Raw genomic sequence first — 21,983 nt, forward strand, 5'->3', positions numbered from 1 at the left:
ACCGGCTCAAGACAATAAAAATCCCGCCTCCCTGTGAAGGGAGGCGGGCGATCTACAATATTTTTCAGTTTATGAAAAGGAGAGCAAACCATCCGGTGTTACGGCACCTTTTGGAAGCCCCCAAGCCTGCGCGTTTTATTGTCCAATATAGTTTTCGTTATAAAATTCATCCGTTCAATAGACATGCGCAACACAACGGAACGGCCACTATTCTCTTTGAAATTCGCGCACCTTAACCAATCCTGGAAACCACTCTGTTTCCTCGGTGAATTCACACAGGATCCGTGTCGATCAGGAAACCTGCGCTGCAAAGCGCCCGGCATCCGCACCGTAATAGTTGAGATAGCGGCCCGATATGCTGGTGATGGGCAGCACGATCAGGACATCCGTCGTCCGGAAGGCGTGATCGACGACAGCGCCGTTGCCGACCATGGCGCCAAGGCGCATGTAACCCTTGATCAAGGGCGGCAGGGCGGCAAGCGCCTTGCGCATGTTGATCGCTTCCGACGGCATCAGGTCCATCGTGCGGAACAGTTCCGGACGGGCCGAAACATCCCAGTCCGCGCCAACCAGCGCATTGTGATGCAGGAAGGACAGGGCAAGCGCATGTTCTTCCGGCACCGTGCCCGGGAAAGACCCACAGCCAAACATGGCGTCGACGCCGTATTTCAGCGCATAGGCCCAGTTTCCCTGCCAGAGCAGTTCCACCGTGCGCTTGGTGCGGTATTGCGGCAGCACGCAGGACCGGCCAAGCTCCATGAAGCGCTTGGCGGGATGGCGTTTCAGCAGGCTGTCCACCCTGAATTCGGATGCGGAATAAAAACCGCCGGTATTTTCGGCGACATCCTGGCGCAACAGCCGATAGGTGCCGACGATCTGGTCTTCCGGATCGCCATCGATTGCGGTGTCAAGCACCAGAAGGTGGTCGCAGACCAGGTCCCAGGCATCGGCATCGCGCTTGCGGCGATCGGCAGCCTGCGGAATCTGCGCCTTCATCTCCTCGACGAAAACCTTGTAGCGCACGGCCTGGGCCGCATCGATCTCGGAATTGTTGCGGGCAAGGCGCGTTTCAAGATTGCCAATCCGGCCAAGCACACCTGCGGCAGGCGCAGCAAGATTGCGCATGGGGGGCTGCTTTACGTCAGCAAGGATTGCCCTATCCAGAATTTCCACCGTCATCGTCATCACCCCGACCCGCTGATCCTGCTGCGGCATAAACCATGTTTCTGCGACAGGATAGTGACATTGGACGGGCAGGAAAAGGGCAAACCACGCGCTGCCGAACCTGAAGCGGCAGGGGTCGTCAGCGCTCCAGAAGTTCCTCGACCACCGCCGTCAACGTCTTCGGATCGGCTGGTTTCGGCAGGACCGAATCCGCACCGGTGTCCAGAAGCTGGCGGCAGATATCGGGTCTCGTATCCGACGTCACCACGATGATCGGCACCGGCTTGCCGCCGGACTGGCGCTCCTGATCACGGATCCTGCGGATCATCGCGAAAGCATCGCCGCCCGGCATGTTGAGATCGGTGACGATCAGTTCCGGCTTGACGAGGTTGGCAACCGGCGCGTCGTAAAGCGCGGCTCCAAGCGCGCCGAAATCGCCGACGACGCGGACAGTGTGGCCGGCTTTTTCCAGAACGGAGCGAACGAGGAAAGCATTGATCGGATCGTCCTCAGCCAGCAGGATGCCACTGGCCGCCGCCGGCTCCAGATGCGCGGGAACATCCCGCAGCATGGGCCTGTTGTCGTTGATGGCGTCGCGCACTTCCATTCCCTTCATGCGGCCCTTGAGGACCTCGACCAGCGATTTTTCGCGCAGCGGACGGATCAGCCATGCGTCATAGCCATCCATCTGGTTGATGGGACGGCCGCTTCGTTCCTCCGGATTGACCAGATAGGTCTTGCGCAACTGCATGTCTTCCAGTTGCGGCAGGGCGGACAGCAGCCGGAGGAAATGGGCGGCATGCCGGTGATCGACGATGATGTCGGTGAGCGGTGCCGCGCCGCTGATCGCACGGACCGCAAAGGCCTGCGCCTCCTCGACGCTCGTCACGCAGCAGCAGAGCCCGCCGAGTGTCGTGATCGTTGCTTCAATGGCTTTCGATGCGGGGCCAGCCGGAGCCATGACGAGAACGCGCGATTCGGCGAGAATGCCGCGTCGGATGCGCGGCGCAGCGCTGAGGTCGCCGCCGACCGCCGGGAAGCCGATCTCGAACCGGCTGCCTTCGCCGGGCTTGCTCGACAGCACGAGCTTGCCGCCAAAGGCCTCGATGATCCGCCTGGAGATGGCGAGGCCGAGCCCGGTGCCGGCGGAGCGCTGCTTTGCGGCGCCCGCCTGTTCGAACTCGTCGAACACGCGCGCCTGTTCGTCCATGCTCATACCGGGGCCGGTATCGTCGATGCGGATGACGACATTCTGCCCCTGGATGCCGGCATCGACGAACACCCCGCCGGTATGGGTGAACTTGACGGCATTGCCGATCACATTGAACAGCACCTGCCGCAGCCGTGCCGCATCGAAATCCAGAAGGCCGGGAACATCGGCGGAGATTGTCGCTCCGATCTCGATGCCCTTTTCATGGGCCCGATGCGAGAGCATCTCGACGACGCTCTCGATCAATTCGCGCAGCGGCTCCCGCGACGGGCGCAACTGGAAACGCCCGGCTTCGATGGAGGAAAAGTCGAGGAGATCGTCGACAAGCTGGACCAGCGCGTGACCGGACTGCCGCATGCCGGCCAGATAGTTCTTCTGCTCGCCGGTCAACCGCGTCTGACTGATCAGATGGCTCATGCCGAGAATGCCGGAGAGCGGCGTGCGGATCTCGTGGCTGACGGTCGCGAGAAGCCTGGATTTGGCCTGGCTTGCACTTTCGGCGCGACGACGCGCTTCTTCGCTTTCGCGGGCAATCCGGCTTTCCTCGGTGATATCACGGGCAATGCTGTGCAGCATGAACTGGCCGCTTGCCGGCTCGCGGGCAATCACATCGTGCCAGTCGAAAATCCGCAAACCGTCGCCCGTCGGAATCCGGACGCGGAAATGGCGCGGCGCGGGTTCCGGCTCGAAATTCAGGCCGATCCCCTCGCATGTCATGCCTTCCGGCTTCGCACATCCCGTCAACTGCCGGAAAACGGTGTTGGCCTGAACGATCTTGCCGCCCGGTTCGCGGACGATGGCGATATCGCCGAGCGCGTCATGGATCGTCGACAGCAATTGCGATGTTTCATTGCGCTCCCATTGCCGGTCGCCGACCTTCTCCACCGCAGCCTGCCGCGCAGCCCCGGGCTTGCGTGACGATGCGCGGTGCCAGTCGCGCAGCAAAAGGGCAGCACCGGTTACGCCGCCGACGGCAAGACAACCGGACAGGAAATAGAGGCCAGCATCCATGCCGGTGCCGAACACGGCGGCAGAACAGAGAAGGCCCGCCCCGGCCAGAGCCGGTCTCAGCGCCGGGTAGCGCTCCTCGCGAAGCACGCTATCGTCTTCGGGTTCCAGCGAATGCAGATCGTCATGATAATCCGCATCGGTTCCACGCCGCCCCAGGGTTCTGACCTGTTCGGGGGCGCTGAATTCAGCGTTGATCCGTTGCTGCAATTTTGACAATTCGCTCATTCCGGAAGGCCTAGCACGGCAAGCGTTCCGAATGTTTTCAAGCGGTCCGTCAAATTTTAGCGATCGCGCTTTTTCATATGCAAGAGCTCGTCGAGGATGATCGACATGGCCCCCAGCGTGATAAAACTGTCTGCGAGGTTGAAGACCGCGAAGGACCAGTTCCAGACCGGCAGATGAAACAGCACGTAATCGATGACGTAGCCAAACAGCAGGCCATCGATCAAATTTCCGATCGCGCCTGCGATGATCATGGCATAGCCGAGATGCGCGAAGGTCCGATCCGGCGGTGTCTTGCGCCAGAGATAGAGCACAAAGGCCACGACGACGACCCGCAGGCCGATGATCGCCCAGCGCTCGATGCCCGAGAACAGGGAAAAGGCCACGCCGTAATTATAGATCCTGTGCAGAGCCAGGAACGGCAGCAGGGCGACATCCTCGCCATAGGGCAACCAGGCCTCGACGGCGACCTTGATCGCCTGGTCGAGCAGAACGGCGATGACGATGAAAAACACGATCGGCACCGGGCGGGAGAAAAGCGCAGTTCGCTGCATCATGCCTTGCCATCCAGCGTCAGAAGATGCCGGCGTGCCTCGAACAGCATGATGCCGGTGGCAATCGCCAGGTTGAGCGAATCGGCACGGCCCTGCTGCGGAATGCGCGCAAGGGCCGTCGCTTCTTTTGCCAGTTCATCCGGCAGGCCGGCCTGCTCGTTGCCCATCAGCACAACCACGGGCTTCCTGCGATAGTCGATGGTGCGGTAATCGACGGCACCGGCGAGGTGCGTTGCAACGACCTGCACGCCGGTGGCCTTCTGCCATTTGATGAACTCCGCAACGCTGGCCCGCATGACCGGCATGGCAAAGACCGAGCCCATGGTGGCGCGCACGGTTTCCAGCGAGAACGGATCGGTGGTCTCGCCGATCAGTATCACTCCGGAGGCCCCTGCGGCATCGGCGGTGCGGATAATCGTTCCCAGATTGCCGGGATCGCGGACCCGGTCGAGCGCCACAAAGGTCTGCCCGAGCGTCGGGGTCATGTCCCGAAGGTTTGCATAGCGCTGCTCGAAGACGCCGACGACCATTTGCGGATTGTCCCGGCGGGTGATGGCCGACAGCACCTTCTCGCTGACTTCGAGCACCAGCCCCCCCGTGGCGATGGTCTTCAATGCGACCTGTTCCACATGCGGCTTGCCCTTTGCGGCCTTGGCATAGACCAGCGTCTTGATGGTCCAGCCGAGCTCAAGCGCATCGATGACCAGTTTCAGGCCCTCGGCGAGAAAGGAGCGGGTCTCGTCGCGCTCCTTCTTCTGCGACAAGGCCTTGATGTCCTTGATGATCGGATTTGTGAGGCTGGTCACCTCCTTGACCTGGCCGACGCGGCGGGGGCCGGGTTCGCTGATATCATGGTTCATTTCGGTACCCATCGGCTGAAAAGGGATGTGGAAAGCGCGCGGGCAGGCTGTTTGCCGTCCACTCCACCTTCGCGAAGGATGAGTTCGCCGGATTCCACCGCGCCGCCGCGCCCGCGCATGGTCTCGCGCATCAGTTCGTGGATCGAATAGAAACTGGCCCGGATCGAATAGGCCGTCAGCACGAGGCCGCGCGCATCGTCGGACAGGATCTCGCGGCAGATGTCGAGCATCAAAGCGAGATGTTCGAACAGCTGCCAGACCTCGCCATTGGGCCCACGTCCGAATTTCGGCGGGTCGGTGAGGATGATGTCGTAGCGGCTGCCGCGGCGCTCCTCGCGCTGGATGAACTTCATCGCGTCTTCGCAGATCCAGCGGATCGGCAGTTTTTCGCCACGACCAAGTGTCTGATTTTCTCGCGCCCATCCGATCGCCTTCTTTGAGGCATCGACATGGGTGACCTCGGCGCCAGCCCGGGCTGCAATCAGCGAGGCAACGCCGGTATAGCCAAAGAGGTTCAGCACCTTGAGCGGGCGGCCGGCGGTTTCGATCCGTTCCTTCATCCAGCTCCAGTGCGCCAGCTGTTCGGGAAACACGCCGACATGGCGGAAGGCCGTGAAGCGACCGAAAAAATCAGCGTCGAGGATCTGCATCGGCCAGGTCTCACCCAGCATGTCACGCGGGAACCGCCAGCGACCCATGCCGTCCTCGTCGGTATCGCCGGTAAAGACGGCATCAGCATTGTCCCAGACATGCGCGGGCAGCGCCTTTGGCCAGAGCGCCTGCGCTTCCGGCCTGACGATGCTGTAGGTGCCGTATTGTTCGAGTTTCAGGCCATCGCCACTGTCGATCAGGTGATAGTCGCGGGCCCCCGTGGTTTCGAGAATGACGGGGATGCGCTCTGCCGGCTTTTCACCCGTTCGGATCCGAACCGTTGCCGACGGCGCTGTGGCTTCGGCGGAGGCCGCCGGCCAGGCGTCAGTCTTGTCAGCGCGCGCCACAGGCATGGGCCGCGAACTGCTCAGCTTTTGCGGTGGACCCGATGGCCTGCTCTTCGGCGCGGACATAGGTCGCCCCTGCGCGGTGCGCGATGCCGCGGGCGGCGTGGTCTTGCCCTTCGGCCGTCGATCTTTATCTTTCACGGATCTCATCCTGGGTGCCGTCAATCAAGCCTGCAAATAGCACCGCTCTTTCTCTTGGCAAAGCTGTTTCCGATCTGCCTCTTGGCAAAGCTGTTTCCGATCTGCGATAGATCAAGGTGGAGGAACAGGAGGAGATGATCGCATGGATATGAGCGGCGAGGAACGGATCGCGGCTCCCCGCGAGGTGGTGTGGGCAGCCCTTAACGATCCGGACATGCTGAAGCAGTGCATTCCGGGCTGCCAGTCCCTGGAGATGAAATCGCCGAGCGAACTGTCAGCGACGGTCAAGATCAGGATCGGCCCGGTTTCAGCATCCTTTGCGGGCGACGTCGTGCTTTCCAACATCAATGCCCCGGAGAGCTACACCATTTCGGGCGAAGGCAAGGGTGGCATAGCGGGTTTTGCCCGGGGCGGTGCCGATGTCACGCTGGTCGAGGACGGGGCCGAGACGCTGTTGCGCTACGAGGCAAAGGCCGAGATCGGCGGAAAACTCGCTCAACTCGGATCAAGACTCGTCGATTCCACCTCGAAGAAGCTCGCCCAGCAATTCTTTGCGGACTTCAATGCAGCCGTCAGCGCCCGTGCGGCAGGCGCGAACTGAACGTTCGGACGTTCGGTCAGCCGCCGACAAGCCGTAAACTAGCGAGATGTGGCTGGCAGCAGGGTCTGGGATGCGATCGTTTCGGCGCGGGTGCGGTGCTTTTCCGCTTCCGCATGCCATTTTACCGCCTCGGTCGCTTCGTTGCGCGCCCGCTTGCGGTATTTGCCCTGGCCAAACCAGGTTGCCAGCGAGCCGACCACGAGGCCGAAGATCACGGCAAGAAACAGGAAGATGAAAAATGGTGAGGATACAGACAGGACGCTGTCTGCCGGATTGAACGGATTGAGCGCCAGGGTCACCGTCTGCCGGTTTGCGACCGAAAGCACGATCAGGACGATGCCCACGGGAATGAGCACCACGATATTCAAGAGCTTTTTCATCATCAGTCCGTCTCCGTCATGCCTTGGCGTCCAGCCAGCCAAAGTCGGCCGGACCGGTCAGGACGCCTTATTCGTCGTCTTCATCGTCGGCGCCAGGGTTGAGCCGCTCACGCAACTCCTTGCCCGTCTTGAAGAAGGGCACCCATTTTTCCTCGACGAAGACACTGTCGCCGGTGCGCGGGTTGCGCCCCGAGCGCGAGGGCCGGTTCTTCACCGAAAACGCGCCGAAACCGCGGAGTTCCACCCGGTTTCCCGCTGCGAGTGCATCGGTAATCTCGTCGAGAACCGCATTGACGATATTTTCCACATCGCGGTGGTAGAGATGCGGATTGCGAGCCGCAACGATCTGCACCAATTCTGACTTGATCACTGCCGCCCCCTCGTCATTCCTGTTTATTGTTGGTTCTTTATGCTCGACGATGTCGGTACGTCGCCACTTCGGCAAATCCTCGGCGACGCTTTCCATCCGAAAGACGGATCGCGTCAGCCCCTTGCCTCACTCAATCGCTGCCAACCTGCCAAACGGAAACAAGACCGTCAAGAAACAACTTGTCCCGGCTCCATTTTTCGAGGCTGCCAAAGATCGGAAAAACCTCATATCCCAAGGATTTGGCCCAATCCACCGCCATCGAACCGAGGCCGAAAGGCAGCGATGACCGGGCCGCTTCCCATTCCAGCACAGGAAGATCCTTCGAGACCTTGCGCGATGCGAGGAATGTGCGGATTTCCTCGTCGCCGCCCAGTTGATCGACGAGCTTGTCGCGCAGTGCCTGCCTGCCGGTATAGATACGGCCGTCGGCCAGCCGCAGGGCCTCGGGGCGCGGCAGCTTGCGTCGCTCGGCAACGATATCGACGAACCAGTTGTAGCTGTCGTCGATCATCGCCTGGATGACAGCCTTGGCATCGTCGCTTGCCGGATGAAAGGGTGAAGGCTCAGCCTTCAGCGGCGCGGATTTGATTTCTTCCAGCGAGACACCGACCTTATCCATCAGGTCTTTTACCTGGGGATACTGGAAGATGACGCCGATGGAGCCGGTGATCGAGGTTTCGCCAGCGACGATCTGATCGCCGGCCAGCGCGATCATGTAGCCTGCGGATGCGGCAAGGGTGCGCACGTCGGACACCACCGGCTTCTTTTCAGAGACCTTGCGCAGCGCCTTGTAAATGACTTCGCCGCCATAGGTAGTGCCGCCCGGCGAAGAGATCGTCACGATCAGTCCCTTGACCGCATCGTTCTTGGCGATGTCGTCCAGCCGCGTCAAAAGCTCGCGATCGTCCTGGATGATGCCGGAGATGGTGACACGGGCAATATGCGCCCGGGCGATCGACCCGGTGCTGCCGGAACTCGAAAACAGGAACGCACCGATCCCGACGAGCGCGATCAGGCCGATGGCAGCCAGACGCCAGAAGCTCAGCCTGCGGCGAAGCTGCCGCCGGTCGGCGATTGCGAGTTGATCCATGGGTGACCTCTATAGCTTTGGCGGCGCTGGACAGGAACGACATCCGCCCAACGGGCGCGAATGGGCGCAACAGGCCGGAATCAATACAAGCACAGGGCTTCGCTTGTAAGCGGTTTTTCAAAGATTTTTCCGCGTCCATTGTCTGGCCTCAAAAAAATCGCCATATTCGCATTTACCGAAACGCTCGTATGGAAGCAGGCCGAACAGAAACCGGCGGCACCTGCGGCGCGTTGTATCGTTCAAACGACAGGTCTTTTTCATGCTCAATGAAGCGCAGTTTCCCGGCGCGTTCCCGCATTCGGGGCTCGGTCCCGCGGATGCCTACGATCAGGCGACGCGGCACTCCCGGCGCGTGACGCGGATGAAGATCGTGTTGCCTTTGGTTGCTTTCGTGATCGCAGCCATTTTTGTTGTCGTCTCCGTTATCGGCGCGTATCTCCCCGATGAACTGCAAATCGAGAACGCGACCATCGAAAACGGCAAGATCGTCATGCAGAACCCCGCGATTTCCGGGCGCAACAAGCAGGGCATCAGCTATTCGATGAAAGCCGAGCGCGCCCTGCAGGACATTGCCAATCCGGACATCATCACGTTGAAGAAGATCCATGCGGAAATGCCGGTCAACGAGACCCTCGTCGCCACCGTCGATGCGGCAAGCGGCGTCTATGATCGTGGCGGCAATACGCTCAATATGGACGAGCCCTTCACCATCACGATGAACAATGGCGTCAATGCAGACTTCCGATCCGCCTATCTCGACATCAATGCCGGCGAGATGGAATCGAAACAGCCGATCGCAATCAGCATGAATGGCGGTTCCATTGTTGCACAGCGGCTGAGAATGACGGATAAGGGACGGATTGTGACTTTTGAGGGCATGGTCCGGGTCAATGTCGAACCCAGCTCCATCCGAAAAAACCAGAACTAGAACCCGGTGCATCCCATGTCAGCCAATTCAACATCCTCTTTGTTGCTTGCCAGAAAAATTGCCGTTGCTGCCGTGCTCGCTGCGGCCCTTGCCGGGCCTGCCGTGGCCCAGTCGACATCGAGCCAGATGAAAGGGCTGGAGCTTTCCAACGACCAGCCGATCCAGATCGAAAGCGACAAGCTGGACATCAAGGATGCGGAAAGTCTGGCCATGTTCACCGGCAATGTGAAGGTCGTCCAGGGCACGACGACACTGCAGGCCGGCAGCATGGTGGTCTATTACAAGAAGGGCGGCGGATCGATCCAGGGCGGCAATGCCGACATTGATCGGATCGAGGTCAACAACAAGGTGTTCCTGCAATCCGGCACCCAGCAGGCAACGGCCGACAGCGGCTCGTTCAACATGACGGAGCAGACGCTCGTGCTGAAGGGCAAGGAAGTGGTTCTGTCGGAAGGCAAGAACGTCTTTACCGGCTGTCAGCTGAACGTCCAGATGAACACCGGCGAAGCGCAACTGCAGGCGTGCGGCGGACGGGTGAAGATCCAGCTCGATCCGAAATCCCAACAGAATTGATGTAGTTTGGACGTGAACATCCCCTTTCTTACCAAGCGCAAACAGGGCGGCAAGCCCGATGCGTCGGCGCCTGCCCGCGTTGCCGACAAGGCACGCTATGAAGGCACGCTGATCGCGCGCGGTCTGACGAAAAGCTATCGTTCGCGGCGCGTCGTCAACGGCGTCTCGCTGGTCGTGCGTCGCGGCGAGGCTGTCGGCCTGCTGGGTCCGAACGGCGCCGGCAAGACGACGTGTTTCTACATGATCACCGGGCTCGTGCCCGTCGATGAAGGCACGATCGAAATCAACGGCAACGATGTCACCTCGATGCCGATGTATCGCCGCGCGCGGCTTGGCGTCGGCTATCTGCCACAGGAAGCATCGATTTTTCGCGGACTGACCGTCGAAGACAATATTCGTGCGGTTCTCGAGGTTCACGACCGCAACAGGGAGCGGCGCGAAAGCAAGCTCAACGACCTGCTCGGCGAATTCTCGATCGCGCATCTGCGCAAGTCGCCAGCAGTGGCGCTGTCGGGCGGCGAACGTCGACGTCTCGAAATCGCCCGCGCGCTGGCCACCGACCCGACCTTCATGCTGCTCGACGAACCCTTTGCCGGCGTCGATCCGATCTCGGTTGCCGACATCCAGGCGCTTGTGCGGCACCTGACCTCTCGCGGCATCGGCGTGCTGATCACCGATCACAATGTGCGCGAGACACTCGGCCTGATCGACCGCGCCTACATCATCCATGCAGGGGAAGTGCTGACGCATGGCCGCGCCAACGACATCGTCACCAATCCGGATGTCCGCAGGCTCTATCTGGGCGACAATTTCAGCCTCTGACAACCATCGCCCACAGACGCTATTTTGCCGCATCTGGAACAGGGCTCTTGACCCGGCCGGGGATTTACGCAATTTTCGGGCCAGACGTTCATGCTGCAGTGCATCAGAGACCATCGACGCACTGATTGAAGCATCTGGACCGGGATGGCGAGCAATGCCAATCCGGTGAAAAGTCTCTATTTTTGGCAGTTTCAGACCGGGATTGCCGCGAAATTCCCCATCAGCATCAAAATTCATCTTATTCTTCGGCAAGACTTGACCAAACCCGATTAATAAGCAATTTTTGGGCCACTTGGAAATTTGAGCTGCATGCCGCATCAGAACGGTGCTCATTTTCGGGAATTGAGGGGAGTTTAGCGTAAACATGGCATTGTCAGCCAGTCTCTTCCTGCGTCAAAGCCAGTCCCTGGTGATGACACCCCAGCTGATGCAGTCGATCCAGCTGCTGCAGATGACGCATTTTGAACTGAACACATTCATCGAGCAGGAGGTCGAGAAGAACCCGCTGCTCGAATTCGCCGCAAATGAAGACGCGCCCCAGGGCCAGGATCATGCAGGGCGCGACGAGGCCCATGCGAGCCAGGACGAGCGCAACGAGCGCGAGGTCATCGAGTTTCCGGCGCTTGACCCGCTTGGCGACGTCTATGACAGCGCGACGGCGTTTTCCGGCGAACAACTCAGCGAACAGCTGGATTCCAATTTCGAGAATGTCTTTCCCGACGATACCGTGCCGCAGCGCGCCGACGCACCGGAATTGCTCAGCCAGTGGAAATCCATGCCCGGCGGCGGCGACAGCGAAAGCAGCGAGGGCTACAATCTCGACGATTTCATCGCCAGCCGTCCGACGCTGCGCGACTTTCTCAACGAGCAGGTGCCTTTCACCATCCATGGCGCAGCGGACAGGCTGATTGCACAGCACCTCATCGACCAGCTGGATGAGGCCGGTTATGTGCATGCCGATCTCGAGGACATTGCCAACCGTCTCGGCGCCAGTCACCCGGATGTCGTGCGCGTGCTCCACCAGTTGCAGCAGCTCGATCCGCCAGGGGTGTTTGCCCGATCGCTCAGCGAATGTCTCGCCATCCAGCTGCGCGTTCGCGACCGGCTGGATCCCGCGATGGAAGCCCTCGTCAACAATCTCGAACTGCTCGCCCGCCGCGACTTCGCCAGCCTGAAAAGGATCTGCGGCGTCGATGAGGAAGACCTGATCGACATGCTGGCGGAAATCCGCAAGCTCGATCCAAAGCCCGGTACCGCCTTCGAAACCAGCCCTTCGGAAGCCATCGTGCCGGATATCGTCGTGCGGACGGCGCCTGACGGCACCTGGATGGTGGAACTGAACCCGGAGACCCTGCCGCGCGTTCTGGTCAACCAAGCCTATTATGCGACCGTATCGCGCCACACGCCAAAAACCGGCAGCGACCACACATTTCTGACGGAGTGCCTGCAGAACGCCAACTGGCTGACCCGCAGTCTCGACCAGCGCGCCAAGACGATCATGAAGGTGGCGACGGAAATTGTCCGGCAGCAGGACAGTTTCCTGATGAACGGCGTTGATCATCTGCGGCCGCTCAACCTGAAAACCATCGCCGATGCGATCAAGATGCACGAATCCACGGTCAGCCGCGTCACGTCCAACAAATACATGCTGACCCCGCGCGGTCTCTTCGAGCTCAAATACTTCTTCACCGTATCGATCGGCTCTGCCGAAGGCGGCGACGGCCATTCGGCGGAATCGGTCCGCCACCGGATCCGCAACATGATCGTGCTGGAAAGCCCGGATGCGGTCCTGTCCGACGACGACATCGTCGACAGCCTGAAAAAGGGTGGCGTCGAGATCGCGCGCCGCACGGTCGCCAAATACCGCGAGGCCATGAACATCCCGTCCTCGGTCCAGCGCCGGCGCGAAAAGCGCGCGATCGCCAAAATATCGGCCTGAACAACCGCGCCAACCCCTTGCCGGCCCCGCAAGATGGGCCTTGCCGCGGCTTGTCCTGCCGATTTCCGAACACCGGAATTGACTTTTGCGATGACGCGGGGTATCAGCCCGCCGCAATGGGCAAAGGACATTGGACCCGCCTTTAGAGCATATCCCCGCAGTTTCAGCTTGTTCAGGCGCAAAATTCGTTTGCGTGCGTGAAGTGCTTGGATGACGGGTCCTGTTGGCATAAACTACACGTGCAAATCATGAAAAAGAGAGGAAACTCCATGAGTGTGCGTGTATCTGGAAAACATATGGAAATTGGTGAAGCCTTCCGTCTGCGTATTGAGGAGCAGATAGAACAGGCCGTCACCAAATATTTCGACGGAGGATATTCAAGCCAGATCACTGTGGAAAAATCGGGGTCGCGCTTTAGCGCTGACTGCAAGATTCATCTCGATACGGGCGCTGCCCTGCACGCCAACGGCGAGGCGACGGAGCCGCAGGCAGCCTTCGACGCGGCATCGATCCGCATCGAGAAGCGCCTGCGCCGCTACAAGCGCAAGCTCAAGGATCACCACATCGGCAATGGCCATTCTGGCTTTTCCGAAGTGGCCTACACAGTAATGGACTCCGTGCCGGACGACGAACACGACGAGGTGCCGGAAAACTACGCACCGACGATCGTTGCTGAAAGCACGAAACAGCTGAAGACCATGTCGGTCGCAAGCGCCGTGATGGCGCTGGATATGACGGACGAACCGGTTCTGATTTTCCGCAGCAGCGGCAAGGAAGAACTGAACATCGTCTACAGACGCAATGATGGAAATATCGGCTGGATCGACGCAGCCAACATCAAAAACTGAACAGGCTGCGGGGTGCCGGGAAACCGGCACCCCGCGAGCTTGCCAGCACAGGCCCAGCGGAAAAACGAACCCGCCTGTTTGGAACGAGACGATAAGGCGACGAAACCGCGAAGACCCTTTCCGGGTGCTCGGGGCTAAATTGCCAGCAGGCATGCCACGGGCGGTCACCTACGGCGAAAAGCACGTGCGGAACAGATCGGTTGGCAAGCATTGTGCATCTCTTACCAGATGTGCCGTGTTAACCGGGCAACGAGGACAAAAGAATGGCATTGGCAGGCTTGCTGCAGCAAAATGCAATAATTCCGGCTATGAAAGCCAATTCCAAGAAGCAACTGCTTCAGGAACTGGCATCCAGAGCATCCAAGATCACCGATCTTTCCGAGCGTGAAATCTTCGACGTGATCCTGCAGCGCGAACGGCTCGGCTCGACCGGCGTCGGCAATGGCATCGCCATTCCGCACGGGAAACTCCCCACCCTGACCAGCATCATCGGCATTTTCGCCCGCCTGGAATCTCCGGTTGATTTCGAGGCGCTGGACGACCAGCCGGTCGATCTCGTCTTCCTGCTTCTGGCCCCGGAAGGCGCCGGCGCCGATCACCTGAAGGCGCTGTCGCGGATTGCCCGCGTGTTGCGCGACCAGGATATGGTCGCCAAGCTGCGCGGCTCCAATTCGGCTTCGGCGATCTATGCTTTCCTCAGCGAGGATCAGGCGTCGAACGCGGCCTGAAGACCTTCCATTTTCACCGTTTCGAAGACCCGCGTCCCTGCATGGCGCGGGTCTTTGCATTTTCGTGCGGCGCCGTCCGGTTTATGCGCACATCCTATCGACACTGCCGCAAGCCTCGACAATAATCAGGCGCATGAGGGGCCGGACGTCTCGGTCGCGGTTTCCCGGTTCGGAGGATTTTATCGATGGCTGGCAGACTGTCCGGAAAGACTGCATTGATCAGCGGCGGCGCTGGAGGCTGCGGGCTCGCGGCATCCCAGCTTTTTGCCCGCGAGGGCGCGAAGGTCGGTATTGTCGATCTGCCACGCTCGGAGGGTGAGACGGTTGCCGCGGCCATTCGCGCCGAAGGCGGACAGGCGATGTTTGCCGCAGCCGATGTTTCGGTCTCTTCGGAGGTAAAGACGGCGGTCGCGGCTGTGGAAGCGGCACTCGGGCCGATCACCGTTCTGTTCAACCATGCCGGCATTCTGGCGGTCGGCCCCTTCCTCGAAACAGAAGAAGACGAGTGGGACCGCTTGATGGCGGTCAATGTCCGCTCGATGTTCCTGATGACCAAGGCGGTTCTGCCCGGCATGCTCAAGGCCGGCGGCGGCAGCATCGTCTCGACATCCTCGATCTCAGCCGTTGCGGCCACGCCGATGGAAGTGCTCTACGACACGACCAAGGGCGCCTGCCATATGTTTGCCCGCGCCATCGCCGTGGAATTCCGCGATCGCGGCATACGCTCCAACGCCGTCTGCCCCGGCTTCATCGCCACCGACCACGGCAAGCGCGAACTGGTGGGCCTCTCCAAGTATGGCGTCGACGTTTCCGATGCGGCCATCGCCGCCCAACAAGGCCGGATGTGCGAGCCGATGGAGGTGGCGCAGGCCGCCCTCTTCCTTGCCAGCGACGAATCGAGCTTCGTCAACGGCACGCATCTGTTTGTCGATAACTGCTTTACGGCGATGTGAACGAGACACCTGGAGACAGAAGACATGATCGAATCCGGCGGACACTGGCGCAACTGGGTGGGCAACCAATCCTGTATCGTTCGGCACAGGGGCGCGCCCGACAGCGAAGCGGCGCTGGCGCAGATGGTGCGGGAAGCGACCGCGAGCGGGATCAACGTTCGTTGTGCCGGCTCCGGCCACTCCTTCACGCCGGTGGCCTTGACCAGCGGTCTCCATCTGACGCTCTCTGGCCTGCAGGGCATCACCAACATCGACACGGCGCGCAAGCGCGTCTCTGTGCATGCCGGCACGACGATCAACACGCTGGGCAAGGCGCTCAAAACAAACGGCCTGTCGATGATCAACCAGGGCGATATCGACAGCCAGGCTTTGGCCGGCGCCTTGACGACAGGCACACATGGCACTGGCAGCACGCTCGGCAACATGGCCTCGCAGATCGTCGGCATGCGGCTGGTGCAGCCGGATGGCAGTATTCTGGCGATCGACGACACGCAACCCGACATGCTCAACGCCGCCCGCGTCTCGATCGGCATGCTCGGCGTCATCTCGGAAATCACCCTGCAAGTGATGGACAGCTACAATCTGCATGAAAAACTCTGGCGCTGCAGCTTCGACGAGTGCATGGAGCAACATGACGATCTTGCCGCCCAGCACCGACATTTCGGTTTCTTCTGGTGCCCGGTGCCGGAAAGCCGGCACTGTTACTGCCTGCCGGACACAGCCTCGGTTTCGACCACGACAAGCCTGTCCGACGTCTGCGAAATGAAGACGATCGATTTTACCGATGCGCTACCGATGGAAAGCGAATTCGAAAAGATCGCCTATTCCTCGGAAATCTACCCGATCGAATATGTGCCGAATTTCCACGAACTGGAATATGCTGTGCCGGTCCAATACGGCAAGCAGGCCTGCATGGAAGTGCGCAAGCTGATGCTGGAGAAACACCCGACCTGCATCTACCCGATCGAATACCGCTTCACCGCCGGCGACGGCGGCTGGATCAGCCCGTTCTTCGAGCAGGATTCGATCACGCTCTCGGTCTCCGGCCAGCCGGGTACGGATTACTGGAATTACCTGAAAGACGTCGACGATATCCTGCGCCAGTTCGGCTCACGCCCGCACTGGGGCAAGCTGCACTTCCTGGGCGCGGAAGATGTGGACGCGCTTTATCCGCGCGCCGGGGATTTCAAGGCGCTGCGGGCTAAGCTTGATCCGGAAGGGCGGTTTTTGAACGATCACCTGAAGCAGTTGTTTGGGTAGGAACATCTTGCGGGGTACCGCACTTTGTCGGCACCCCTGCAGACCAATCACGCTGCCGGCGTTTCTTCCGTTGCAACGGCTTTCGGGCCGCCCTTGGCGACGCCGACCATGGCCGGGCGCAGGACGCGTTCGCCGATCGTGTATCCGGCCTGGACGACCTGAACGACGGTGTTGTTGGCGACTTCGGCATTCGGGACTTCGAACATGGCCTGGTGGAAGTTCGGATCGAACTTCTGGCCGACCGGCTCGAGTTTCTTGACGCCGTGGCGTTCCAGGGTCGAGAGCATCGCGCGTTCGGTCATCTCGACGCCTTCGATCAGCGCGTTGAAGCCGGCATCGCCTGCTTCGCGGGCTTCGGTGGGGATCGCGTCGAGCGCGCGGCGCAGATTGTCGGAGACAGCGAGCATGTCGCGGGCAAAACCGGCCACCGAGTAGGACTTGGCATCCTTGACTTCGCGCTCGGTGCGGCGGCGCAGATTGTCCATGTCGGCGGCAAGGCGCAGGTAACGATCGCGCATGTCTGCGGTTTCCGCCTTGGCGACTTCCAGCGGATCAGGCTCGGCGACAGCGGCCTCGTCTGCGGCCATTGCCTCGGCAGCAATCGCTGCTTCCTCGGCTTCGGTCATCTCGGGCTCATATTTGTTCGTGTCGTCGGTCATGACGGTCTCCGGAAAATTACAGTTTTGGATTTGGTCCCGATATCGAGGTTTGCGACCCAAAAATCAAGGGCACAAACGGAAACAGCCGGTAAAGCCGGGCTTTGCCAGCCTCTATCGCGAAAGCCGCGACATCAGCTGGGCGGTATAATCGACCATGGGCACGATGCGCGAATAGTTGAGCCGGGTCGGACCGATCACGCCGACCGCGCCGACGATCTTGTCGTCGCCATCCTTGTAGGGCGCAACGATCAGCGAGGAGCCGGAAAGCGAGAACAGCTTGTTTTCCGAGCCGATGAAAATCCGCACACCCGGGCCGCTTTCCGCAAGATTGAGGATCTCGATCAGGCTGTCCTTCTTTTCGAGATCGTCGAACAGCATGCGCAGGCGATCGACATCCTCGGCGCCGGCCAGTCCCTCCAGAAGATTGGCTCGGCCGCGCACGATCAGCTGCGTTGGCTTGTCATCCGTCTCGCTGCCTGACCAGATGGCAAGTCCGCGCTCGACCAGATCCTGGCTCAGCGTATCGAGTTCTCGCCGGACCGTTTCCTTGACCTTCTGCAACTGGCCGCGCACCTCGACCAGGGTCTGGCCGGCCAGATGGGCATTGAGGAAGTTCGCGGCTTCGGTCAATTGCGAGCTGGTAACACCCACCGGAAGCTCGATGATCCGGTTTTCCACCTGGTCATGCTCGCCGACGAGCACAGCAAGCGCCTTGGTCGGGGCCAGCCGCACGAATTCGACATGCTTGAGCACGGGATCATTCTTGGCGGTGATGACGAGGCCGGCCCCACGCGACATGCCCGACAGCATCTGGCTGGCTTCGGTGAGCAGCGCCTCCACCGGCTCGCCGCGCTCTGACCGGCGCACCTGGCGATCGATCGATGCGCGATCCTCGGCCGAGAGATCGCCGATCTGCATGAAAGCATCGACAAAAAAGCGCAGGCCATTCTGGGTCGGCAGGCGCCCGGCGCTGATATGCGGCGAATAGATAAGGCCGAGATCCTCGAGATCGCTCATCACATTGCGCACGGACGCCGGCGACAGCGACATGGGCAGGATGCGCGAGAGGCTGCGGGAGCCGAGCGGTTCGCCGCTTTCGAGATAGCTTTCCACGATGCGACGGAAAATTTCGCCCGAACGCTCGTCGAGCGCGCTCAGCCTTTCCCGCATTGCAGATTTGTCCACCACCATTCGAACGCGAAAACCCATCCTGTTGAGATCGATTGAAATATAGTGATCTTGAGGGCGATAGCAAAAGGGAAATGGCGGATGACCAGACCTTGCGACGGCTTATGCAGGCTCTTTCCATCTTTTCGCGACCTGTCGTCTCGCGGGGTCGCCCTGCGCCGCGCTTCTGGCGACGGGCGTTGTCGTGCCAACAGAATTGCTTCCGTTTGCAGATGAAACGCTCTAGAAGGCTGACAAACATCACAGGAGTTGATCATGCGGCCTTCGGGACGAAAGACAGACCAGATGCGCAAGGTATCCTTCGAGCGCAATTTCTCAAAGCATGCCGAAGGGTCCTGCCTGGTGAAATTCGGCGATACGCATGTGCTGGTCACCGCAAGCCTGGAAGAGAAGACACCGCCATGGCTGCGCAACAGCGGCAAGGGCTGGGTCACCGCGGAATACGGCATGTTGCCGCGCGCCACCGGCGAACGCATGCGGCGCGAGGCAGCGTCGGGCAAGCAGAGCGGCCGCACCCAGGAAATCCAGCGTCTGATCGGGCGCTCGCTGCGCGCTGTCGTTGATCTGCAGGCGCTCGGCGAACGCCAGATCTCGATCGACTGCGACGTGATCCAGGCGGATGGCGGCACCCGTACGGCGTCGATCACCGGCGCCTGGATCGCGCTGCACGATTGCCTGAAGTGGATGGAAAGCCGCAACATGCTCAAGGTCGAAAAGGTCCTGAAGGACAATATCGCGGCCATTTCCTGCGGTATCTTCGCCAACCAGCCGGTCATCGACCTCGACTACCTGGAAGACTCGGCGGCCGAGACGGACGCCAATTTCGTCATGACCGGCTCCGGCGGTATCGTCGAAATCCAGGGCACGGCGGAAGGCAAGCCATTTTCCGAAGAGGAATTTGGCACGCTGCTTGGCCTCGCCAAGAACGGCATTGCCGAACTGGTGGCGATGCAGAAGCAGGTTGTCGCGGCGTAAGGGATATCGGCATGGTGCCCGCACTCGACGGCATTCTGGAAACGGCGCTCTATGCCGACGATCTCGACCGGGCGGAGGCGTTCTACGGCTCCGTTCTCGGCCTTGAAAAGATCACCCGGGCCGGCAACAGGCATGTGTTCTTTCGCTGCGGCGCCGGTGTGCTCCTGATTTTCAACCCGGCGGAAACGGTCAAGCCGCCGCCGGCAGACGGCCTGCAGGTGCCGATCCATGGTAAGCAGGGTGCAGGGCATGTCTGTTTCCGCGTGGCGGCCCGTGATCTCGATGGCTGGGCCGCAAAGCTCGCGGCCGCCGGCATCACGATCGAAGCGGATGTTCGCTGGCCAAACGCGGCGCGGTCCATCTACTTTCGCGATCCGGCCGGCAACAGCCTCGAATGCGCGGAACCCGGCCTCTGGGCCATCGACTGACGGACCGCATCAACCGGACAAGAAAGACACGCGACATGCGCAAGCTTGAAGACAAGACCCTGATCGTTGCCAGCCACAATGCCGGCAAGATCCGCGAGATCCGCGATCTCATCGGCCCGCTCGGTTTCGAGGCAAAATCGGCGGCTGACCTCAATTTCATCGAGCCGGACGAAACCGGCACGACGTTCGAGGAGAATGCCACGATCAAGGCGCTCGCCTCGGCGAAAGCCTCCGGACTTCCGGCGCTGTCCGATGATTCCGGTCTGGTGGTCGATGCACTGAACGGTGATCCGGGCGTCTACACCGCGAACTGGGCGGAAACCGCCGACGGCACGCGCGATTTCGCCATGGCCATGGAAAAGGTCGAGACCGCGATCCAGGAGGCTGGCGCGACCGCAATCGAGCGCCGCACCGGCCGTTTCGTCTCGGTGCTCTGCCTTGCTTGGCCGGATGGCCATGTCGAACTGTTCCGCGGCGAAGTCGAGGGCCATGTCGTCTGGCCACCGCGCGGCACAAGCGGCTTTGGCTATGATCCGGTGTTCCAGCCCCTCGGTTTCGACACCACCTTCGGCGAGATGAGCGCCGAGCAGAAACACGGCTGGAAACCGGGCGATGCGCAGGCCCTGTCCCACCGTGCCCGCGCTTTCAAGATTTTCGCCGAGGCGTGTCTGGGCGCCTAGCGGCGAGCACACGCTTTGCGGATAGTGAAAGCCTTTGACGCTTCGGGTGATATTGACGAGCCCCCTCGCCTGCGTCATCCCTGTCCGCCGCACGGGGATCCATTGTCGCCGTCTGCCTGACGGCACAGGAACGGCAGTCTGGTGAATGTCCGTACCGAACAAACGACCAGCAGCCTAAAACCAATGACGCCGCGCTTCGGCGCCTGAAAGACCAGAAACAGACATGGCCAGCTTCTCTTCCATCGGCGACAACACGGACCCCGGCTTCGGGGTCTATGTCCATTGGCCCTTCTGTGCCGCCAAGTGCCCCTATTGCGATTTCAACAGCCATGTGCGCCACCAGCCGGTCGATCAGCCGCGTTTCGTTTCCGCCTTCCTGACCGAGATGGCTGAGGCCCGCCGCCTGTCCGGTCCGCGCACGGTGACCAGCGTCTTCCTGGGCGGCGGCACGCCGTCGCTGATGGATCCGACCACCGTCGAGGCGGTGCTGAACGGGATTGCGAACTTCTGGCACATGCCTGATGGCATCGAAATCACCATGGAGGCCAATCCCTCCAGCGTCGAGGCGACGCGGTTTCGCGGCTATCGTGCGGCCGGGGTCAACAGGGTTTCGCTGGGCGTGCAGGCGCTGAACGACCGGGACCTGAAATTCCTTGGCCGCCTGCACAATGTCGAGGATGCGCTGAAGGCGATCGGTCTTGCCCGCGACATCTTTCCGCGCATGTCCTTCGATCTCATCTATGCACGCCCCAACCAGACCGTCGAGGAATGGGAACGCGAGCTGAACCAGGCCGTCTCCTACGCCGTCGACCATCTGTCGCTCTACCAGCTGACGATCGAGGAAGGCACGCCCTTTTACGGCCTTCACAAGGCCGGCAAGCTGATCGTGCCGGACGGAGAGCATTCGGCCGTGCTCTACGAAGCAACGCAGGCGATCACCGAAGGTTTTGGCATGCCAGCCTATGAGGTTTCCAATCACGCCGCGCCCGGCGCCGAGAGCCGCCACAACCTCACCTACTGGCGCTATGGCGACTATGCCGGCATCGGACCCGGCGCCCATGGGCGCCTCACCATGGGCCGCGACAAGCTTGCCACCGCCACCGAACGCAAGCCGGAAGACTGGCTGCAGCTGGTCGAAACCCAGGGTCACGGCATGATCGATCAGGAAGTGCTCGGCTACGACGAACAGGCCGACGAACTGCTTCTGATGGGCCTGCGGCTCAAGGAGGGCATCGACCTCGTGCGCTGGCAGAGCCTTTCCGGCCGCGAACCGGACCCCGACCGCGAACAGTTCCTGATCGAGCACGGTTTTATCGAACGCATCGGCAATTCGCGCCTGCGCTGCACACCATCAGGCATGCTGATCCTCGATGCGGTCGTGGCGGACCTCGCCTGCTGAGT

23 protein-coding genes are annotated in these 21,983 nt (G+C 60.8%); 13 read left to right on the forward strand and 10 right to left on the reverse strand.

Annotation, left to right across the window (positions count from 1 at the left end; genetic code table 11):
- Window positions 1–291: 291 nt before the first annotated feature.
- The 5 genes from olsB to AX760_RS24245 all read right to left on the reverse strand — a co-directional run bounded on the left by olsB (window position 292) and on the right by AX760_RS24245 (window position 6,160).
- Window positions 292–1,179 carry a l-ornithine N(alpha)-acyltransferase gene (gene olsB, locus AX760_RS24225; protein WP_071835662.1) on the reverse strand — a complete coding sequence of 296 codons (888 nt, stop codon included), beginning with the start codon at window positions 1,177–1,179 and terminating at the stop codon, window positions 292–294.
- Between the two features lie 124 nt (window positions 1,180–1,303).
- The gene (locus AX760_RS24230; RefSeq protein ID WP_071835571.1) at window positions 1,304–3,610 is read right to left on the reverse strand and encodes a PAS domain-containing hybrid sensor histidine kinase/response regulator; all 2,307 of its coding nucleotides are present in this window, start codon (window positions 3,608–3,610) and stop codon (window positions 1,304–1,306) included.
- A gap of 56 nt (window positions 3,611–3,666) precedes the next feature.
- The gene (gene lspA / locus AX760_RS24235; RefSeq protein WP_071835572.1) at window positions 3,667–4,164 is read right to left on the reverse strand and encodes a signal peptidase II; all 498 of its coding nucleotides are present in this window, start codon (window positions 4,162–4,164) and stop codon (window positions 3,667–3,669) included.
- Window positions 4,161–5,021, reverse strand: coding sequence for a TrmH family RNA methyltransferase (locus AX760_RS24240; RefSeq protein ID WP_071835573.1), 861 nt, complete (start codon window positions 5,019–5,021; stop codon window positions 4,161–4,163). Before AX760_RS24240 ends, lspA begins: the two co-directional genes overlap by 4 nt.
- Complete coding sequence (locus AX760_RS24245) at window positions 5,018–6,160, reverse strand: RsmD family RNA methyltransferase (RefSeq protein WP_071835574.1); 1,143 nt, start codon at window positions 6,158–6,160, stop codon at window positions 5,018–5,020. Before AX760_RS24245 ends, AX760_RS24240 begins: the two co-directional genes overlap by 4 nt.
- Before the next feature lie 142 nt (window positions 6,161–6,302).
- On the opposite strand from AX760_RS24245, the gene AX760_RS24250 reads away from it, so the two are divergent.
- Entirely contained in the window at window positions 6,303–6,761 is a 459-nt protein-coding gene (locus tag AX760_RS24250; RefSeq protein ID WP_071835575.1) for an SRPBCC family protein, read from the forward strand.
- A gap of 38 nt (window positions 6,762–6,799) precedes the next feature.
- Here AX760_RS24250 and AX760_RS24255 read toward each other — a convergent pair whose 3' ends face one another.
- The 3 genes from AX760_RS24255 to sppA form a co-directional block, all read right to left on the reverse strand.
- The gene (locus tag AX760_RS24255; protein ID WP_071835576.1) at window positions 6,800–7,144 is read right to left on the reverse strand and encodes a DUF1049 domain-containing protein; all 345 of its coding nucleotides are present in this window, start codon (window positions 7,142–7,144) and stop codon (window positions 6,800–6,802) included.
- A 64-nt stretch (window positions 7,145–7,208) separates the two neighbouring features.
- Window positions 7,209–7,607, reverse strand: a complete 399-nt coding sequence (locus tag AX760_RS24260; protein WP_280950798.1) for an integration host factor subunit beta — start codon at window positions 7,605–7,607, stop codon at window positions 7,209–7,211.
- A gap of 34 nt (window positions 7,608–7,641) precedes the next feature.
- Window positions 7,642–8,601: a signal peptide peptidase SppA gene (gene sppA / locus AX760_RS24265; protein ID WP_071835577.1), complete on the reverse strand. Its 960-nt coding sequence runs from the start codon at window positions 8,599–8,601 to the stop codon at window positions 7,642–7,644.
- Window positions 8,602–8,860: 259 nt separating this feature from the next.
- Here sppA and lptC point away from each other — a divergent pair, with 259 nt between their 5' ends.
- The 8 genes from lptC (at window position 8,861) to AX760_RS24305 (ending at window position 16,652) form a co-directional block, all read left to right on the forward strand.
- Window positions 8,861–9,529, forward strand: coding sequence for an LPS export ABC transporter periplasmic protein LptC (gene lptC / locus AX760_RS24270; RefSeq protein WP_071835578.1), 669 nt, complete (start codon window positions 8,861–8,863; stop codon window positions 9,527–9,529).
- A 15-nt stretch (window positions 9,530–9,544) separates the two neighbouring features.
- Window positions 9,545–10,102: an LptA/OstA family protein gene (locus tag AX760_RS24275; RefSeq protein WP_071835579.1), complete on the forward strand. Its 558-nt coding sequence runs from the start codon at window positions 9,545–9,547 to the stop codon at window positions 10,100–10,102.
- A gap of 12 nt (window positions 10,103–10,114) precedes the next feature.
- Complete coding sequence (gene lptB, locus AX760_RS24280) at window positions 10,115–10,924, forward strand: LPS export ABC transporter ATP-binding protein (protein ID WP_071835663.1); 810 nt, start codon at window positions 10,115–10,117, stop codon at window positions 10,922–10,924.
- Window positions 10,925–11,336: 412 nt separating this feature from the next.
- Window positions 11,337–12,863, forward strand: coding sequence for an RNA polymerase factor sigma-54 (rpoN, locus tag AX760_RS24285; protein WP_483428568.1), 1,527 nt, complete (start codon window positions 11,337–11,339; stop codon window positions 12,861–12,863).
- A gap of 269 nt (window positions 12,864–13,132) precedes the next feature.
- Entirely contained in the window at window positions 13,133–13,711 is a 579-nt protein-coding gene (hpf, locus tag AX760_RS24290) for a ribosome hibernation-promoting factor, HPF/YfiA family (protein ID WP_071835581.1), read from the forward strand.
- A gap of 263 nt (window positions 13,712–13,974) precedes the next feature.
- Window positions 13,975–14,439, forward strand: a complete 465-nt coding sequence (ptsN, locus tag AX760_RS24295) for a PTS IIA-like nitrogen regulatory protein PtsN (protein WP_071835582.1) — start codon at window positions 13,975–13,977, stop codon at window positions 14,437–14,439.
- A 185-nt stretch (window positions 14,440–14,624) separates the two neighbouring features.
- Complete coding sequence (locus AX760_RS24300; protein WP_071835583.1) at window positions 14,625–15,392, forward strand: SDR family NAD(P)-dependent oxidoreductase; 768 nt, start codon at window positions 14,625–14,627, stop codon at window positions 15,390–15,392.
- Between the two features lie 24 nt (window positions 15,393–15,416).
- Window positions 15,417–16,652: a D-arabinono-1,4-lactone oxidase gene (locus AX760_RS24305; protein ID WP_071835584.1), complete on the forward strand. Its 1,236-nt coding sequence runs from the start codon at window positions 15,417–15,419 to the stop codon at window positions 16,650–16,652.
- A 47-nt stretch (window positions 16,653–16,699) separates the two neighbouring features.
- On the opposite strand, the gene grpE is transcribed toward AX760_RS24305, so the two are convergent.
- On the reverse strand, window positions 16,700–17,311 hold the full coding sequence (gene grpE / locus AX760_RS24310; protein WP_071835585.1) for a nucleotide exchange factor GrpE: 612 nt from the start codon (window positions 17,309–17,311) through the stop codon (window positions 16,700–16,702).
- A gap of 111 nt (window positions 17,312–17,422) precedes the next feature.
- Window positions 17,423–18,502, reverse strand: a complete 1,080-nt coding sequence (hrcA, locus tag AX760_RS24315; RefSeq protein WP_071835586.1) for a heat-inducible transcriptional repressor HrcA — start codon at window positions 18,500–18,502, stop codon at window positions 17,423–17,425.
- A gap of 252 nt (window positions 18,503–18,754) precedes the next feature.
- Between hrcA and rph the strand changes: the two genes are divergently transcribed.
- The 4 genes from rph to hemW all read left to right on the forward strand — a co-directional run bounded on the left by rph (window position 18,755) and on the right by hemW (window position 21,981).
- The gene (gene rph / locus AX760_RS24320) at window positions 18,755–19,474 is read left to right on the forward strand and encodes a ribonuclease PH (protein ID WP_071835664.1); all 720 of its coding nucleotides are present in this window, start codon (window positions 18,755–18,757) and stop codon (window positions 19,472–19,474) included.
- Between the two features lie 11 nt (window positions 19,475–19,485).
- A complete protein-coding gene (locus tag AX760_RS24325; protein WP_071835587.1) occupies window positions 19,486–19,902 on the forward strand; it encodes a glyoxalase/bleomycin resistance/extradiol dioxygenase family protein in 417 nt (138 codons plus the stop codon).
- A gap of 35 nt (window positions 19,903–19,937) precedes the next feature.
- The gene (gene rdgB / locus AX760_RS24330; RefSeq protein WP_071835665.1) at window positions 19,938–20,582 is read left to right on the forward strand and encodes an RdgB/HAM1 family non-canonical purine NTP pyrophosphatase; all 645 of its coding nucleotides are present in this window, start codon (window positions 19,938–19,940) and stop codon (window positions 20,580–20,582) included.
- A 223-nt stretch (window positions 20,583–20,805) separates the two neighbouring features.
- Window positions 20,806–21,981, forward strand: a complete 1,176-nt coding sequence (hemW, locus tag AX760_RS24335) for a radical SAM family heme chaperone HemW (RefSeq protein ID WP_071835588.1) — start codon at window positions 20,806–20,808, stop codon at window positions 21,979–21,981.
- Window positions 21,982–21,983: the final 2 nt, after the last annotated feature.

It is taken from the genome of Pararhizobium antarcticum (assembly GCF_001885585.1).
In the GTDB taxonomy this organism is placed as follows: domain Bacteria; phylum Pseudomonadota; class Alphaproteobacteria; order Rhizobiales; family Rhizobiaceae; genus Pararhizobium; species Pararhizobium antarcticum.